Source organism: Streptomyces phaeolivaceus, from assembly GCF_009184865.1.
Classification (GTDB): domain Bacteria; phylum Actinomycetota; class Actinomycetes; order Streptomycetales; family Streptomycetaceae; genus Streptomyces; species Streptomyces phaeolivaceus.
On the sequence record NZ_CP045096.1, the window covers coordinates 5,540,180 to 5,555,759 of the forward strand.

18 protein-coding genes are annotated in these 15,580 nt (G+C 68.6%); 7 read left to right on the plus strand and 11 right to left on the minus strand.

From position 1 onward, the window contains the following. Nucleotides 1–78: 78 nt before the first annotated feature. Nucleotides 79–2,115: a flotillin family protein gene (locus tag F9278_RS26085; protein ID WP_193241632.1), complete on the minus strand. Its 2,037-nt coding sequence runs from the start codon at nucleotides 2,113–2,115 to the stop codon at nucleotides 79–81. A 93-nt stretch (nucleotides 2,116–2,208) separates the two neighbouring features. Further along, a complete protein-coding gene (locus F9278_RS26090) occupies nucleotides 2,209–2,685 on the minus strand; it encodes a hypothetical protein (protein ID WP_193241633.1) in 477 nt (158 codons plus the stop codon). A 763-nt stretch (nucleotides 2,686–3,448) separates the two neighbouring features. Between F9278_RS26090 and F9278_RS46320 the strand changes: the two genes are divergently transcribed. Next, entirely contained in the window at nucleotides 3,449–4,252 is an 804-nt protein-coding gene (locus F9278_RS46320; RefSeq protein ID WP_193241634.1) for a hypothetical protein, read from the plus strand. 7 nt (nucleotides 4,253–4,259) lie between these two features. Continuing rightward, nucleotides 4,260–5,423: a helix-turn-helix domain-containing protein gene (locus F9278_RS26100; protein WP_193241635.1), complete on the plus strand. Its 1,164-nt coding sequence runs from the start codon at nucleotides 4,260–4,262 to the stop codon at nucleotides 5,421–5,423. A 52-nt stretch (nucleotides 5,424–5,475) separates the two neighbouring features. Here the strand turns inward: F9278_RS26100 and F9278_RS26105 are convergent, their stop codons facing one another. The 7 genes from F9278_RS26105 to F9278_RS26130 all read right to left on the minus strand — a co-directional run bounded on the left by F9278_RS26105 (nucleotide 5,476) and on the right by F9278_RS26130 (nucleotide 9,824). Next, nucleotides 5,476–6,261, minus strand: a complete 786-nt coding sequence (locus F9278_RS26105) for a phosphotransferase (protein ID WP_226966956.1) — start codon at nucleotides 6,259–6,261, stop codon at nucleotides 5,476–5,478. 19 nt (nucleotides 6,262–6,280) lie between these two features. Continuing rightward, nucleotides 6,281–7,189, minus strand: a complete 909-nt coding sequence (locus F9278_RS26110) for an aldo/keto reductase (protein ID WP_152170484.1) — start codon at nucleotides 7,187–7,189, stop codon at nucleotides 6,281–6,283. Next, the gene (locus F9278_RS26115) at nucleotides 7,186–8,382 is read right to left on the minus strand and encodes a cupin domain-containing protein (RefSeq protein WP_152170485.1); all 1,197 of its coding nucleotides are present in this window, start codon (nucleotides 8,380–8,382) and stop codon (nucleotides 7,186–7,188) included. Before F9278_RS26115 ends, F9278_RS26110 begins: the two co-directional genes overlap by 4 nt. Before the next feature lie 16 nt (nucleotides 8,383–8,398). Beyond that, complete coding sequence (locus tag F9278_RS46325; protein ID WP_193241636.1) at nucleotides 8,399–8,545, minus strand: hypothetical protein; 147 nt, start codon at nucleotides 8,543–8,545, stop codon at nucleotides 8,399–8,401. Nucleotides 8,546–8,673: 128 nt separating this feature from the next. Then, a complete protein-coding gene (locus tag F9278_RS26120; RefSeq protein WP_152174135.1) occupies nucleotides 8,674–8,961 on the minus strand; it encodes a DUF7848 domain-containing protein in 288 nt (95 codons plus the stop codon). A 21-nt stretch (nucleotides 8,962–8,982) separates the two neighbouring features. After that, complete coding sequence (locus tag F9278_RS26125) at nucleotides 8,983–9,408, minus strand: hypothetical protein (RefSeq protein WP_152170486.1); 426 nt, start codon at nucleotides 9,406–9,408, stop codon at nucleotides 8,983–8,985. Next, entirely contained in the window at nucleotides 9,408–9,824 is a 417-nt protein-coding gene (locus tag F9278_RS26130) for a hypothetical protein (RefSeq protein WP_226966957.1), read from the minus strand. The genes F9278_RS26125 and F9278_RS26130 overlap by 1 nt, the downstream gene beginning before the upstream one ends. 118 nt (nucleotides 9,825–9,942) lie before the next feature. Between F9278_RS26130 and F9278_RS26135 the strand changes: the two genes are divergently transcribed. From F9278_RS26135 to F9278_RS26155, 5 genes are read left to right on the plus strand one after another with little or no spacing between them, the layout of a single operon-like run. Then, the gene (locus F9278_RS26135) at nucleotides 9,943–10,986 is read left to right on the plus strand and encodes a helix-turn-helix domain-containing protein (RefSeq protein WP_152170488.1); all 1,044 of its coding nucleotides are present in this window, start codon (nucleotides 9,943–9,945) and stop codon (nucleotides 10,984–10,986) included. Continuing rightward, entirely contained in the window at nucleotides 10,983–11,672 is a 690-nt protein-coding gene (locus F9278_RS26140) for a YdcF family protein (RefSeq protein ID WP_152170489.1), read from the plus strand. The genes F9278_RS26135 and F9278_RS26140 overlap by 4 nt, the downstream gene beginning before the upstream one ends. Nucleotides 11,673–11,700: 28 nt before the next feature. Continuing rightward, on the plus strand, nucleotides 11,701–12,495 hold the full coding sequence (locus F9278_RS26145; RefSeq protein ID WP_152170490.1) for a WbqC family protein: 795 nt from the start codon (nucleotides 11,701–11,703) through the stop codon (nucleotides 12,493–12,495). Nucleotides 12,496–12,536: 41 nt separating this feature from the next. Beyond that, nucleotides 12,537–13,061, plus strand: a complete 525-nt coding sequence (locus tag F9278_RS26150) for a DUF6879 family protein (protein ID WP_152170491.1) — start codon at nucleotides 12,537–12,539, stop codon at nucleotides 13,059–13,061. Nucleotides 13,062–13,066: 5 nt separating this feature from the next. After that, nucleotides 13,067–13,294, plus strand: a complete 228-nt coding sequence (locus tag F9278_RS26155) for a DUF317 domain-containing protein (protein WP_404818945.1) — start codon at nucleotides 13,067–13,069, stop codon at nucleotides 13,292–13,294. Nucleotides 13,295–13,434: 140 nt separating this feature from the next. On the opposite strand, the gene F9278_RS26160 is transcribed toward F9278_RS26155, so the two are convergent. Next, entirely contained in the window at nucleotides 13,435–13,827 is a 393-nt protein-coding gene (locus F9278_RS26160) for a hypothetical protein (protein WP_152170492.1), read from the minus strand. Between the two features lie 70 nt (nucleotides 13,828–13,897). Further along, nucleotides 13,898–15,577, minus strand: coding sequence for a relaxase/mobilization nuclease domain-containing protein (locus F9278_RS26165; protein WP_152170493.1), 1,680 nt, complete (start codon nucleotides 15,575–15,577; stop codon nucleotides 13,898–13,900). Between the last annotated feature and the right edge of the window lie 3 nt (nucleotides 15,578–15,580).

The window sequence follows — 15,580 nt, forward strand, 5'->3', positions numbered from 1 at the left end:
TCAGGAAGTCGGTGGAGCACGGTCCGGAGCCGCCGTCCCCTGTGCGGCAGCTCCGGACCGCAAATCATGGGCCGCCGGTCAGACCTTGGCGACGCTGCCGTTCAGGGCGGTGAGCGAGGCGTCCGCGAGTCCCAGCTCGCCGGCCTTGTCGAGCAGCTGCCGCAGCGCGGCCGAGTCGGCCCCGCCCGTCTTCATGAGCTTCATCAGCAGCGCGGAGACGGTCAGTTCCCGCACATCAGCCGTCGATACGGAGCCGAGGACGCGGCCGAGGTCGTCGGTGAAGCTGGAGGTGCCGTCCAGCCAGGGCTTCGCCAGCGCCTGGGCGGTCTCGGAGTGCTGGACGAAGCCGTCGACGCCCTTGCCGAGCGCGATCGAGGACACCAGCCGGTCGAGGAAGACCGACTCCCCGCCGACGATGTTGATGTCGGCGTTCTCCAGCCCGGTGGCCAGCACCGTGGCCTGCGCCTCGGCGACCTGCCGCTGCACGTCCAGCCCGGCCAGCCGGATGTCCTTCTCCGCCTCCAGCCGCAGCCGGTACTCCTCGTGGCCGCGGGAGGCGTCGTCCAGGGCGGCCATGGCGGCGGCCTTGTCGGTGAGACCGGCGGCCTCGGCCTTCAGCTTCCCGCTGATGCCCTCGGCCTCGGCCAGCGCCTTGGCCCGCGCACCGTCGGCCTCGGCGCGCAGCCGGGCCTGGGTCGCCTCGGCCTCCGCGCGGCCGGCCTTCTCGATGACCTCCGCCTCCTTGTCGCGGACCTGGACGGCCGCGAGGCCCTCGGCGGCGGATTCGGCCTGGACTCCCTCGGCGAGGCGCAGCTTGGCCCGCGCGTCGAGGTCGGCAGTCTGCAACCGGGCCTCGGCCAGGGTCAGTTCCTCGGCGGCCCGGTGCGTGGCGGCCTGCTCGGCGGCCTCGGCGGCCTTGATGTCCTTGACCAGCTTCTCCTGCGCCTGAGCCTCGGCGGCGATGATCACGGTCTCCCGCTCCCGCTCCGCCTCCTCCACGGCCCGCAGCTTCTTGATGGACTCCTCCTGCTCGGCGACCGTACGGTCCACGGCGACGCGCTCGCGGATGACCTCGGCGATCTCTCGCTTCTCCGCCTCGACCTCCTTCGACGCGGCGATCCGCGTCAGCTCCGTCTCCCGCTCCCGCGCGATGACTTCGAGGAGACGGTCCTTCTCGATCCGCTCGGTCTCGATGGCGATGACCCGCTCACGGTTCTTCGCGGCGACCGCGACCTCACGGGCTTGGTTCTCCCGCTGCACACCCAACTGCTCCTCGGTCCGCAGGAACGCGCCCTGCGACCGGAGCCGCTCCTCCTCCATCACCCGCGCCGTCTCGGCCTCCTCACGGGCCCGTACCGTCTCGATCTCCCTGCGCTGCTTGATCTCCGCGTCCGCCTGGCGACGCTCCAGCTCCAGGATCGCCTCGCGGGCGTCGACGTTCTGCCGGGTGATCTCCTTCTCCTCATGGCGCTGCGCCTCGTTGGTGCGTACGTGCTCCACGGCCGTCAGCTCGGTGATCTTCCGGATGCCCTGCGAGTCGAGGACGTTGGCCGGGTCGAGCTGGGTCAGCGGCGTCTGCTCCAGGTAGTCGATCGCCGCGTCCTCCAGGTGGTAGCCGTTGAGGTCGACACCGATGACCTCGATGATCCGGTACCGCAGTTCCTCGCGCTTGGTGTAGAGGTCGGTGAAGTCCAGCTGCTTGCCGACGGTCTTCAGCGCCTCGGAGAACTTCGCGTGGAACAGCTCCTGCAACGTGTCCCGGTCACTCGCCCGCGCCGTCCCGACGGCCTGGGCCACCTTGATGACGTCCTCGACGGTCTTGTTGACCTTCACGAAGAACGAGATCCGGATGTCCGCCCGGATGTTGTCCCGGCAGATCAGTCCCTCACGGCCGGCCCGCGTGATCTCGATGGTCTTCACCGAGATGTCCATCACCTCGGCCTTGTGCAGCACGGGCAGCACGACCTGCCCGGTGAAGGTCACATCGACCTTGCGCATCTTGGAGACGATCAGTGCCTTGCCCTGCTCCACCTTGCGGAACAGGCGGGCGACGACGAGTACGGCGAGCAGGCAGACGGCGACGAGCGCGCCGATGCCCACGATCATGGTGACCATGGCATACGTCCTTGAGGCGTAAGGGAGTTGCAGCGTGAAGAAGAAGAGCCGGGGCGAGATCCGGCGGCGTTGCGGGTCAGGTGGTGTTGCGGGTCAGGCGGCGCGGTCCCGCGGATGAAGCGCGATGTCGTGTGACGTCCGCCGGCGCGGGTCTTGGCTGTCGGCGTCTCGCAGTCCGATCGCGTCGCCCGGCACGGACGGCCCGGGTTCATCGGGGAAGAGGCGGTGCAACGGCCGTACGAGCACGCGTGCCACCCGCCAGGCGAACAGCGGTGCGGCGATCAGCACGGCGATCCCGGTCAGCGCGCGCACCGGACCCGAGAGGACAAGCGGATCCAGGAGAACGGTCGCGCAGAGGCTGCCGAGCCAGGCCGCACCCGTCACCAGCGAGAACCCGACGGATACCGGCACCCCGCCCAGTCCCCAGACTTCGGCGTCCGCGTCGTTGTCGAAGCTGCCGGAGTGGGCAGCGCCCACCGCGACCAGCAGCCAGAAGCACACGACCACGATCAGGGCGACGGTGAAGGGGAAAACCGGGTAAGTAGTGGCGGCCTCGAAGAACGTCCGCATCCCGATCCCCCCGATCGTCCCCGTCTGTGACGGCCTCAGCGCACACTCCAGGCCCTGGTGCCGGTCACCTGCCGGTGCCCGGCACCGAGGCCGATCCGTGCGCTTCCCTCCCGACCAATCCTGCCTGGGGAACACTTGACGCGCATTGCTGGCTTCCGGCAATCTTCACTCGGTCCTCCATGCCGGTTCCCGCTAAGAGTGCGTCAAGATGTTCGCCGGACGAGTGCCCGATGAGCAGGGCCGGTCAGAGGCACCGCCTGCTCCGGTGCCTCGGTCAGCCATCGCCCGCACCACGCGAACCGACCCGGACGCGGGCGGCCGTCAGCGCTCAGACCGGGCTGTCCAGGCACGTCGAGCACGACGGTCGGCCGACGGGTCGCGAATGCTCCTGCCAGGTGGCGGCAGACGGCACTGTTGGTGGTGGTGCCCGGCACCAGCACGACAGTCGGCAACGTGGCCACCGGCTGCGGGCCGACGAGGAGCGCGCTTGTGGCCCCGGCCTCCGTTCCGATTTCGCTACGCCGATGCGGTCACGTCCCACTCGTGGAGCCGTTCGAGACACCGATCCCGTACACGTCGTCGATACGCCGGGCCCCGGTAGGCGGAAGGCGTTGCCGAGCAGTGAACCAACGCGCCCCGGCCGTCTGCCGTCTCGTGGGCGCCTGCAGCATGGGCCCCCTTAGGCACTTGAGGTGCGCGCCGCCAACGCGTCCATTTACTTTATTCTCGCGCAGTATTTGGAGCCTTCTGGTATCGTCGCGGCGTGGAAATCACTCTGCAGCAGGCTGTGAGTGATCTCCGGCGGGTGCTGGAGATCATCCGGGACGTCGCGCGCGATGTGTACGCGACCAACGCCGACCGTCATGACCCGTCTCACGGGGACGACAACGGCACTTTTGCTCAGTTGGTCTGGCGGAACATCGCCAACCTCTCCTTCCAGAAGCTTCACCAGGCAGGGATTCCGGTCCGAAAGGTCGCGGGCGGGGCGATCGAGGTCATCTCCCAGCCGTGGGTCGTGAGGGTCTACAAATTCCCGCTCACCGCCCCTGAAAAGGTGCGGGACAAGCTCGAACAGCTGAGCTGGGACGGCAGCGCCGCTCGACTTCGGGGAGCAGTGCAGAACAGCGTGGCTCAGGACCAGATGGCGTTCGACCAGGACCCCGACTGGGCCGACAGCTTCGCGGAAGCTGTTCGTCAGGGGCATGTTCGGATCGTGCACACGGGTGATCCGGAGACGGGTAACTGCGTCATTGAGGTGGGTCTTCCGCGGGACAACCGAGAGGGCGGTTCGCCCTGGCTTGATGGGACGGTCGAGATCCACAATGATCTCCAGCCGGGCCTTCCGGCTCCGCGATCGACCGTGGACGAACTTGTCGTGCACGGCGAGCTGCCCGACGAGAGCCTCGCAGATCAAGACCACCCGGCGTCTGAAACGGATTCCGACGAGGACCGTACCGTTGAAGAGGAGGCCCCCAAGGCGCCTGATCACACTGACCTCAAGGAGAACGATCTGCCGCTTCGCCGGCGCACCGAAGACACGCGCGAAGAGCGCGAGAACACAGACTGAGAAATCAATGCCGACACCGCCGCGAGGATCGAGAGGCGCTGAGCTCGCCTCCCGTTCCTTCGAACCCGAAGCTCTGACCACGGCTCGTCAGCTTCGAGGGCTCCGCAAGAACGAGCTTGCCAAGCAGGTCGGGCTCACGCCGGCAGCGGTCAGTCAGTACGAGCTGGGCCAGAGTCGGCCTTCAAGCACAGTGGTTGCGCAGTTGGCCATGGCGCTGGGAGTGCCCGCCACCTTCTTCGCCACAGGGCACCCGCATCCAACGGTGCCCAGCGCCGCCCACTTCCGAAGCCTCCGGGCGACGACGCAACTTCAACGGGATCAGGCGGTCGCGTTCGGCAAGATCGTCTGGCGGCTGGTGACGACGGTCGAGCACTACGTGGAACTCCCCCCTGCGGCACTGCCGCGCCTGGCTCTGCCGGCTGAGCCGAGCAGGGCGGACATCGCGGCTGTGGCCCGCGATGCTCGCGAGGCCATGGGGGTACCCAGCGGCCCGATCCCGCATGTGACACGACTGCTCGAAGCCCATGGCGCCGTGGTCCTGGAGCTTCCTGCGATGTCCAAGCGGGTAGACGCCTTCTCGCATTGGTACGGGAGCAGGCCGCTGGTCTTCCGGAACCCCGCCAAGAACGACAAGGCTCGATCTCGCTTCGACGCCGCGCACGAGGCCGGGCACCTGGTCATGCACCTCGACGCTGAGCCCGGCAGCAGGATCGTCGAGAACCAGGCGCACGACTTCGCGGCTGAATTTCTGATGCCGAGCGCCGAGATCCTTGCGGAGCTTCCGAAGAGGCTGGACTGGGAGGCGCTTTACGCACTGAAGCGACGCTGGGGCGCATCGCTCAAGGCCCTCGTCTACCGTGCCCACGCCCTCGGCGCCTTCCGGGAGACGACGTACAAGCGCGCCATGATGATGCTCTCTCAGCACGGCGACCCTGAGCCTTGCGACCTCGGCCCCCGCGAAGCACCCCTCCTGCTCGAAAAGGCGGTCCGCCTTTGTGAAGAGACGGGTGTGTCGTTCGACGACCTTGTCGCCCGCTCGGGCCTGCCCTTCGAGCTTGCGAACGAGGTCTACGCCACGGCGACGATGACGAGGCCGCGCCTTTCCCTGGACGCATCCGAGGAAGGCACAAAGCCAGCCGCTCCTGAGGTGCTCATGCTTTTCCCGAGTTGATCGTCGGGGACAACCGGGGTCAGGGAGACTCTTTTGGTCACCTTCTCCCTGATCAGGCCAGGTCTGTGGCCAGGTACCGGAGCGCCGGGACGAGTTCGGGGTGGTCTCCGCGTGAGGCTGACTGCAGCAGTTCGGTGATGACGATGATCTGTGCGATGCGCCCGGGTTCTGTCTTGAGTACAGGGAAGGCGTGCCGGACGCGCTGGGCGAATGCGGGTACGAGCAGCGAGTAGGCCAGGAGCATGGCGGCGTCGTAGCCGGCGGGTGCCCGGCCGAAACCTTCCCAGTCGAGCAGGTAGGGGGTGGTGCTGGTGAGGTTGGCGGTGTGGAGGTCCCCGTGTGCTGTCGTCCAGTCCGTGATGTGGGGGGCCGGGATGCCGAGGAAGCGGGGGACAGCGCGGTCTGCCCATTCCTGGCGCACGGCCACGCGGTCCGTGGGGACACCGCTCAGGTAGTCCAGGTCGGTGCGCAGGGCATCCCACCATGTGGCTGCCGGTTCGGGGTCTGAGTGCAGGACTGGGCTGGGGGAGACGGCGGGTTCGTTGACGTACTGGTGGACTTCGGCGCGGTAGGCGTGGCCGTCGCCAACGGCGGTCGAGGTGTCGTACAGAGGTGGTTTGCGGACGTGTCCGTCGAACAGGGCGGCGGCCTGGCCGTTTCCGTCCCAGATTTTTCCGGCCGCCTTGTCCTCGGGCGCGGAGAGCAGTCTCAGCCAGCAGTCGCCGTGGTCGGGGTGGTGGGCGCGGCAACTGAGGGTGCGGCCGCGCCAGCCCCAGACCTCCGGACCGGCGACGGTGGTGTTCAGTTTCTGAGCCGCCTGTGCGAAGGCCCGGTGCATGCGCTGTCGGTCGGTGGGCTTAGCCGGCGGCGAGTACATCCAGCACCTTTCGCAGCGTGGGGACGGGGATGGCGGGGCAGCGCAGGGCCCGTTGAGCCTCGGCCCAGTGTGCCGGGGTGGAGGCGGAGAGCAGAATCCGTGTCACTCCTGGGCATGAGGCCGCGGCGAGGAGGCATGCCTGGGGGATGGTGAGGTCGGGGCTGATGAGTGTGGCGAGTTCGGGGGTGGCCAGGTGGGGGAGTTGGCCGCCGAACAGGGGCGCTGAGGCGTATACATGCCATCCGAGTTCGGCTGCCTGAGCGATTGGGCCTCCTCCGTCCAGGGCCTGGGTGAACGCGGTGGCGGTGACGAGGGACACGGGCAGTTGGATGGCCCGCAGGTGGTGGTGCTCCGTGCCGACGGCTTCGGCGGCCAGTTGGTGCAGGGCGGGGATGCTCAGGGTGCCGTTGTCGAAGCCGTCCCAGGTGGCGACGCCATAAGCGCTCAGGGTGCCGGCTGCCGCTTCTGCTTCGAGAGCGGTGAAGGCATCGCGCAGAGCTTCGTACGGGTCCCCGTCGGTCTGTTCGGGGTTGTGGGCGAAGACGAGGTCGAGGCGGTCGCGGCCGAGTTCGGTGCGGTTGCGAGCGCATTGCCAGTGGACGTATGGGGCGCTCAGACTGTGTCCGTGTTCGGCGGCACCGTTGGTGAGGGCTCCGTCTGCGACGGCGTGCCTGGCGGCTCGGCCTGTGACGAAGCCGATCTTGGTGGAGACCGGGATGCGGTGCTGAGCGAGAGCCGGGGCGAGTAGCGACTGGGCTTGCCCGTTCAGGTAGTTGGGGGCCGTGTCGATCCAGGTGCTGGTCGGGTCTGCGGCAGCACAGAGGACGGCGTCGGACAGTGCCGACGGGTGGATGCGGTAGGTGCCCAACCCGAGAGACGCGCTCGTCATTGCCGGCCTCCTTCGAGGACGGTGACCGCTTGGCCGTTCAACAGATCGGAGGCGACCGCCGCAACGTCCGCGATGGGAATACCGGTTGCGGCGACCAGTTCGCCGAGCGAGACGGAGCCGGGAGCGGCGGCCATCAGGCGCTGAAGCAGCGGTAGCGCCTCCTTGGCCAGCTCCCATTCGTTGTCGCAGGCTCGGAGGAGTACCCCGACCCCGTCGGGAGCAGGGCTTATGTGCGCGCGGGTGGTGGTCAGTCGGATGCGGAGGTCCGGTTCTGCGGGGAGTCCGGTGATGTGGGGGAGGCTCGGGCGTAGGCGGGAGAGGTCGGTGCCGTCGCGCATCGCCGTGTACTGGTCGAGCAACCCGGGGTCTTTCAGGGCGGCGGTGACTTCCTTGCGCAGCCGCTCCAGGTACGTGGCCTGCTGCGCAGGCGTTGCGTGTACGGGCAGGTCTTCGCGCAGAACGTCGTGGCGGCGCAGATCGTCTGCGAGCCAGGACAGGAGTTGGGCTCCGGTGGTGGTTTGGATGCCGAAGGTGAGGTGGAGGGAGTGCTCGCCCTCGGATGCAGCCACCGAGTGCCACAAACCACGCGGGAGATACAGCATGTCGCCTGGGTGCAGGACCAGTTCCGCGACCGGTTTCTCGGGCGGCGGTTCGGGCTCGTCGGTGTCCTTGTACATGGGGGCGGTGCGGGTGGGGCCGTACAGCTTCCACCGTTTCGCGCCGTCGATCTGGATGACGACGACGTCGTGGTCGTCCCAGTGCACGCCGAAGCCCTCGCGAGGGGTGAAGGAGGCGTACAGGTTGGTCTGGACGCCGGTGCGCAGCCACTGCTCCAGTTCCATGGCTGCGTCGCCGATCGGTGGGTGGAGTTCGTCGACGGCGTCGATGACCAGGGAGGCGCCCTCGGCGAGCCGGGCGTGGAGTTCGGTGGGGTGCAGGCGCTGCCAGACGGTGTGCCGGCGGGTGGTGACCGGGGCGGTGTAGCGGTGGGCGGGCAGCATCTCGCCGTCTATGGAGAGGCGTAGGCGGGGCGGTTCCAGGCGGTGTGTGGCGAGGATGGTGTTGATGTCGTCCCAGGTGACCAGGTCGGCCGGGTTCGGGACGGTGGAGGGGATGTGGCGGTAGCGGCGGTGGAGCACCTGGGCCAGGAACTCGTCCTGGCCCAGGTGGGCCGCCAGGTTCAGCGGCGACAACGCGTCTCCTCCCGGATCAGTCGTTGCCGTCGGTGCGGCCGGTGCTGCCGCCGTCGGACGGGGTGACGCCCCGCTCGCGGGCGGCCTGGATCCGACGGCGGGCCTTCACCAGCCCGGACGTCGTGATGGTCGTCTCGTCCGCCGTGTTGGCGGGGTTCGACATGGTCACTGCTCCTCCTTGAGGTTGGGGACTTCTGGGGTGACCCGCTCCGGACGGCGCTCGACCTGTCCTAGGGGTAAGGGCGATGGATCCGCCCGAAGCGGGAGTTCTAGAGGGCGTCGTACGGCTCGTCACGGTTTCCACCAAGCCCGCCACGGCCGCGTGATGATCTCCCGGTACGTGTGGTGGGAGGGGTTGTGGCCGCCGTGCGCGAGCACCCAGTTCTGCGGTTCGGTGAAGTCGGTGCTGGCCGGTGATGTCTCGTTGCAGACCGCGCACTGCATGGCGTAGGTGATGGGCTCGGCGTCCGGCTCCCGGTCCGGCTGGAGGGTCCACTCCTTGTGGCAGACCACGGCGCGGGGGCGTGTAGTCGGGGCGGCCGTATCACCTGAAGCGGGATTCGGCGTGGCGAGTTGGATCTTCACGGATGTCTCTCTGCTCTAGCGGAAGAGGACGGAGGACGATGGCCGGCTGACCGCGATGTACGGGTGTTGCAGCGCATCCAGGAGGGCGTCGGTGTCCGTGAGGGTTTCGTCGTCGGGCAGTTCGCACCAGCCGCCGAACCAGTCATCCATCAACTCCAGACCAGGGGCCACCAGCCATGAGTTGTTGGAGATAAGCCGTACAGACCGGTCGTTCCAGTGGCCGGTGGTGCCGGTCCTGATCGCGTAGTAGAGACGCTCGTTGGGCCCGTCGTACAACACGGGGCCGATCGGCACGCCGGTCGTGCGGAGGTGGGCCAAGGCTAGAAACCCGAGGTCCGCAGGGGTCCGGACGAAGTCCCAGTGGTCGCCGACTTGAAGCAGGCGCAGTCCGGGTACATCGGTGGCCATCGGGGCGCTGCGCAGCGCGTCACGAACGGACATTACGTGCCTCCCAGTTGCTGGAGGTCGTGGCCGGCGCTGAGGGAATGGGCGCGGCCTGTTGCGGGTCTGGGGGAGCGGATGACGACCAAGCGGGTGTTGGTCGCGGCTATCTGGCGCTTCCTCTTCGCGGCAATCCGTTTGGGGCCGAGATGGCCGAGTGCGGGGATCACGGCGCCGTAAGTGTCGGGGAGTTCGAGGGCGTCGAGAAGGCCGACGAAGGCGGGGGAGCGGACGGCGAGGGTCGCGTCGCGGTCGGTGAAGACGCCGCACAGGGTCAGTTCGTGCCGACGGCAGTAGTCGGCGAGGCAGTCGATGAGTGCCGCGTGGCGGGCGAGGCCACCGGTGACGTGGCGTACGTAGCCGAAGACCTGGGGGCCGGTGACCGGGCGGCGTTCCGTGATGAGTGCGTCGTCCATGGCCACAGCCTCGGCTGTTGCGAACGGCCTTGAAATGACCTCATGTTGTACTTCCGTTGCACTTCACACCCGCCTCGTCACCGCGAGTGCTTCCATACGGGACGGAAGGAGGTTGTTCGTGGTCAGCGTGCAGCAGTGGACGGGCCGGGAGGCGAGCGCTCTGCGCGCTGCCCTTCGGATGAGCATGCGCGCCTTCGCCGAACACCTCGGCGTGGCCCTGCGCACGGTGGCCAAGTGGGAGAGCCTCGGTACCGAAACCCAACCCCGGCCCGATACCCAGGCCATCCTCGACACCGCGCTCGCCCGTGCCGACTCCGCCGCACAGGCCCGGTTCGAGAAGCTGCTCTTCCCGGAGCGGACCACCACGCGGCCGGCGGACTACGAAACCTGGACCGAGGACATCGAGCGCGCAATCGTCTGTGTCAGCCGCCAGGACTTCCCCTTCGCCTCGACCCTGCTGAACCGCTGGCTCGGCACCCACGACCCGCACGACCTGGACGACAAGGGCCTCTACCTGTATGGCCGCTCCCTCGTTCTCCTCGGTGACCTCCAGCGTGACCAGGGGGCGATCCTCGGCCCGCTGTCAGCCGTTCACTCGTACCGGACCGCCCACGGCATGTTCACCGAACTCGGCATCCCGCGCCGGGTCGCGCAGATCGACCTGTCCCTCGCGGTCGTGCAGGAGATGTCGGGTCGGCTCGAAGCTTCCGCCCGCCAGTACGAACTGCTCTCTGCGGACGAGCGCCTGAGTCCCCGCGACCGTGCCAGGGCCCGTCTCTGGGTGGGCACGGCGCTGAGCAAGGAGGGCAACAACGCACACGCCACCCATGCGATGAAGGCCGCCACCCACGCCTTCGAAGAACTGGGCGAGCCGGAGGACTGGTCGGTCGCCCACCAGAAGCTGGCCCTTGCCCACCGGGGTGCCGGCGACCTGAAGGAGGCCCTGCACAACATCGGCATCGCGCGCACCACCGGCACGGTCGACTCCCCGATGCAGCGGGTGAGGCTGGACACCGCCTACGGGCACATTCTTCTGTCGGATGCGGCGACCCGGAATGATGGGCTGTCCGTCCTCGATCAGGCGGCACAGATGGCTCGGCAGTACGGCCTCAGTCACCAGCTGCGCAGCATCGAGGGCATCCGAAAGGGCCAGCAGCGATGAGGCAGGGAGTGCCAGTGCCGGAGCACCAGCAGCGCCAGATCACCGACGAGCAGTTCCACGACGCGACGCTGATCTGGGACTACCACCAGATGGGACACCAGGTGCGCCCCTGCTCGGCGGCGATCGGCCTGGGCAGCCACGACCTCGGGGTCGCCACGACGGCGGCCGACCTCTACCGTGCCGACCTCTTCCCCGTCGTGGTGTTCAGCGGCGGCAACAGCCCCACCACCCGCGCCCGCTTCCCGCGCGGCGAGGCCGTCCACTACCGCGAGCACGCCCTGAGCCTGGGCGTCCCGGACGAGGCGATCCTCGTCGAGCCGAAGGCGGCCAACACAGGCCACAACATCACCCTCTCCCGGGAACTGCTGGCCGAGGCCGGTGTGGAGGTGGAGTCGCTGCTGCTGATCTCCAAGCCGTACATGGAGCGCCGCTCGTACGCAACGTGCCGCAAGCTGTGGCCCGAGGCGGAGGTCGTGTGCGCCTCCGAGCCGCTGGAACTGGACGACTACATCAAATCCATCGGCGACGAGCGACTCGTCGTCGACATGCTCGTCGGCGACCTGCAGCGCGTGATCGAGTACCCGAGACTCGGCTTCGCCGTCGAGCAGGACGTACCGGGGGATGTACATGACGCCTACGAGCGCCTCCTGGGCGCCGGCTTCGACAGCCGCCTCATCGGCAGCTGACACGACACACGGTGGGCCGGGAGGTGGTGTGTGCGCGATCCATCAGCCGAACTTCTTCCCGCGCTTGTCAACGCTGGCCAAGCTGTATGCCGCCGACCGGTGGATCGTCCTCGACGACGTCCAGTTCGCACGGCGCGACTACCAGCACCGTGCCCGGCTGGCCGCGCTGGACGACCCCGGACGGCAGCAGTGGCTCACTCTCCCCACCCACCTGCCTCACGGGCGCCCGACCCTGATCAACCAGGCGCTCCTGGCCGAACCTCGCCGCTCCCGGCGTACAGTCAGCCTGCTCATCCGCCAGTTCTACGGCCGCAGCCGTCACTGGCCGGTAGTGAGCGAGGTGTTGGACGTGGTCCTCGACCGGTTCGAGGCCACGGACCGCGTCGCGGACATCGCGCGAACATCGACGATCGCCCTGCTGACCGCAATCGGCTGGAGTGGTGAAGTGCTGGACAGCAGCACCATCCAGACCCGCCAAGGTCGCTCCGAGCGTCTGGTAGACCTTGCAGCGACCACGAGCAGCACTCACTACCTGTGCGGTACCGGCGGCCTGCGCTACCTCGACCTTCGGCCGTTCGTGGCCCACAGCATCCCCGTTGTGCCATTCCACCCGCCCGCGAACTCCGACGAGCGCCTCTGGCATAGCTCTCGGCGGGCCAGCAGCCTCTGGGCGTTGAGCGCGATCGGACCGACGGCCCTGGCGATCCATCTTGCATCCGAACGAGAGGCGCACCGTTCCCAAGACCCCCTGCAAGGCAGGCAGCTGGTTGGCAGTGCAGAAGATCAGGGGATCGGTGCCGATCTGACTTCTCATCTGTATTGAGGTCTCCACGTCCTCGTTCACGGCCCCGCTGGAGGAGAACCATGGACCTGATCACCCCGGCCCAGCGTGACAAACTGTTCAACAGCTTCGAAAGCGACGCCTTCCACCTGGAACTGAGGGACGACTACGGGTCTCCTATCGAGGACACGCCCTACGCGCGCTGGCAGCGGGGCGAGCCCGACGACTACACGTGGCTCGACTCCTGGATGACGCTGATGAAGCGCGTCTCCGGCGAGGGGAAGACCGTCAGGCGCGTCCGTGTGATCACCGAGCCCCACTCCCAGTACGTCGGCTGGGAGCACTCGTTGACGCACCTCAACCAGGAGGCCGGCGAGGACATCCGATGGCTCCCGCGGCACCGTCTGCCGGAAGGCACGGACTTCCCCGTCGGCGGCAACGACTGGTGGCTGTACGACGATTGTCTCCTCGCCGTGGGCCACTTCGACCCCGACGGCAGAGTACTCGGGTCGGAACTGATCGAGGACCCGGACACCGTGGCCGAGTGCGTACGCCTACGGGACCTGCTGTGGTCCGCCGCGATCCCGCACCCCGAGTACAAGCCCTGACCGATGTGGTGCCGGCCCTCATCGAGGACGCCGACCCGCGTCCTGACCTGGTGGGCTGGCAGGCGTGGGCGGAGCCCGTTCTTGGCGCACGGTATCTGTGGTGCGCCAGCTTCAGCGCCAGCGTTCCCCACGGCCTGGTTGCCGTGCGCGCCTCCTCGCTCGCCTGGCCGGTTCCGGTGCCCCGCCGCACCATGCCCGAGAGCGCCGAGGGCCGTCTCGCCCTTGTCCACTGAAGCTGACGGCTGCTGTCCGAGCGGAGGCACACACCCGTGCCCGCTGGGTGACTGACCTTCGCCGCGGGATGAATCGGTAGCCACGTCAGTCCTGCCGAAACGGCGGCCCACCGGGTGGGCCGCCGTTGGTGTGCGTCAGGTCAGTTGCCTTCGTGCTCGGTGCGGAATTCGAGGCCGGTTCGTGCGGCGACGATCTTGGCCAGACGCTCGTATTCCGCGTAGTCCTCGTCCGTCATGGTGGCGTAGATGTTGCTGCACAGGGAGCCGTCGGGGAGCTGGTCGACGTACTTCGTGTACAGGTCGACGAGGGCCTTCTGCATCTCTTGGGTTTCACGCACCCACTCGCTCTCAAGCCGCCGCTGCGACTTCGCGGCGGTCATCTCTGCCGGGGTGGCGGTGCAGATCAGGTCGTGCTCGGCCGTGGTGAACGCGGTCCCGTTGCGGCGATACAGGAGCGACGGGTCGTCGCCGCTGGTGCTGTCCACTTCGGTGAGGAGGACGACGATGTCGGCGCGGACAGAGGGCTGGGGCATGGGCGGTTCCTTGTGTGGTGTTGTTGTGGCGGTCGGCGCCGGTGATGGCGGCAGCCGGGAGTAGGGGTGTTCAGCGCCGCCGTGTCTGGGGTTCCTGCGGGCGCGGAGCGGTGGGGTGTGCTGCGGCGTGGCCGGTGTTGGCTGCCTGGGCGCGGGGGCCGGGCGCGTGGCGTTCGCCGAGGCGGCGGATGCGCCAGGTCAGTGCGCGTGCGGGGCTGTGGGCGTCGTCGAGCGTGCGGCGCTGGTTGAGGGCCCGGTCGAGGAGCGCGGTCGGGTTGTGTCCGGCGGCTTCCGCCTCGGCGAGCACGGTGGCCAGGGCATCCCAGGCCGGGTCGGCCAGGATGCGTTCGGCGTGCTGGGGGACCGCTTCTCGGAGGTGGTGGGCGTAGCGGCGTTTGGTCTGCGTGCTGGGTGCCCGGCTGGCGAGGCCGGCCAGGACCGGTCCGGTGACCTGCGCGTACGCGGTCTGCAGGTGGATGAGGGTCTGCTCGGCTGCCGCCTGTTGTTGGGCGTGCTGGCGGGTGCGGTGCCAGTGCATCGCGTAGACGACGGCGGTGAGCGCGACGTCCAGCAGCATCGCCAGCCCGGCACCGTCGCCATGCGGTGCGGGGTCCTTCCAGATCGCTTGGACGCTGCGGCGCAGGACACGGGCGCTCGCGTGGTCGGCGGCGACGCGGGAGCGGGTGGCGCGTTCGAAGGCGACGGCGGCGCGTTCGAGTTCTGCCCGCGCTGCGGCGGGGGCGGTGAGCGGGAGCAGGTCGAGTGCTCCGCCGAGCGCGGCCAGCTGGCCCTGGGCCACCGCGTCGTCGCTGAGGGCCAGGTGGTGGGGGATGCGTTCGGTGGCGTCGGTGGCCTGGTGCCAAGGGTTGCCCGGCCGGACGGCCACCGGTTCGGGGCCGGTGGTGGCGAGGCGTTGGCGGATCTTGGGCAGGGAGAGGTCGCCGGCGAGGGTGGACCCTGCATAGAACACGGGCTCGCCCTTGTCGTTGGTGTCACCGGGGAGAGCGAAGGTGCAGCCGAGCGCGTCGCCGGACGGGCCGAGTTTGAGGCGCACGGTCACCCCGGTCGCCTCCAGCAGGGCGAAGAACTCGGCCTCGGTAGAGGCGGCGCCCATCGCGCGGCGGACCCGCAGGCGCAGGATCTCGCGGGAGGTGGCGTCCTGGCCCAGGCGCTTGGCCTTGAAGACTTCCTTGCTGGTGGGGTGCTTGGCTGCGGTGCCGTCGCCCGGCTTCAACCGCCTGAGCCCGTAGTCGACTTCGATCTGGCGGGCTTCCCTCTGCACGGCGCGGATGTCGTGGTCCCGCCGGGGGCGGCGACCGTCCTGGCGGACGAGGGTGGCGGCGATGTGGATGTGGTCGTCGGCGTGGCGCACGGCTACCCAGCGGCAGGCTTCCGTGTCTCCGGTGGGGGCGATGCCAGCGGCGGCCACGATCCGGCGGGCGATGTCCGCCCACTGGGCGTCGGTGAGGATCGGGTCCTCGGGCGCGGCACGGACAGGGCAGTGCCACACCGTGTGCTTGGGTGCCTTGTCGCCCAGCATCTTCACGGGCTGGTCGAGCTGTGCGGCGAGCTGTGCCTCCACCTCCTTGGGTTCGCGGTGCGGGCTGCGGCCGGGGTCGGGGGCGAAGTCGTTCCAGGAGGCCACCAGGTGCGGGTCGATGTGCTCGTTGGCCCGGCCCTTGCCGAAGAGGTAGCCGATCGTGCGGCGCGTGGCCTGTGGCCCCTTGCCGAGAATGATCTTCGGGATCAACGA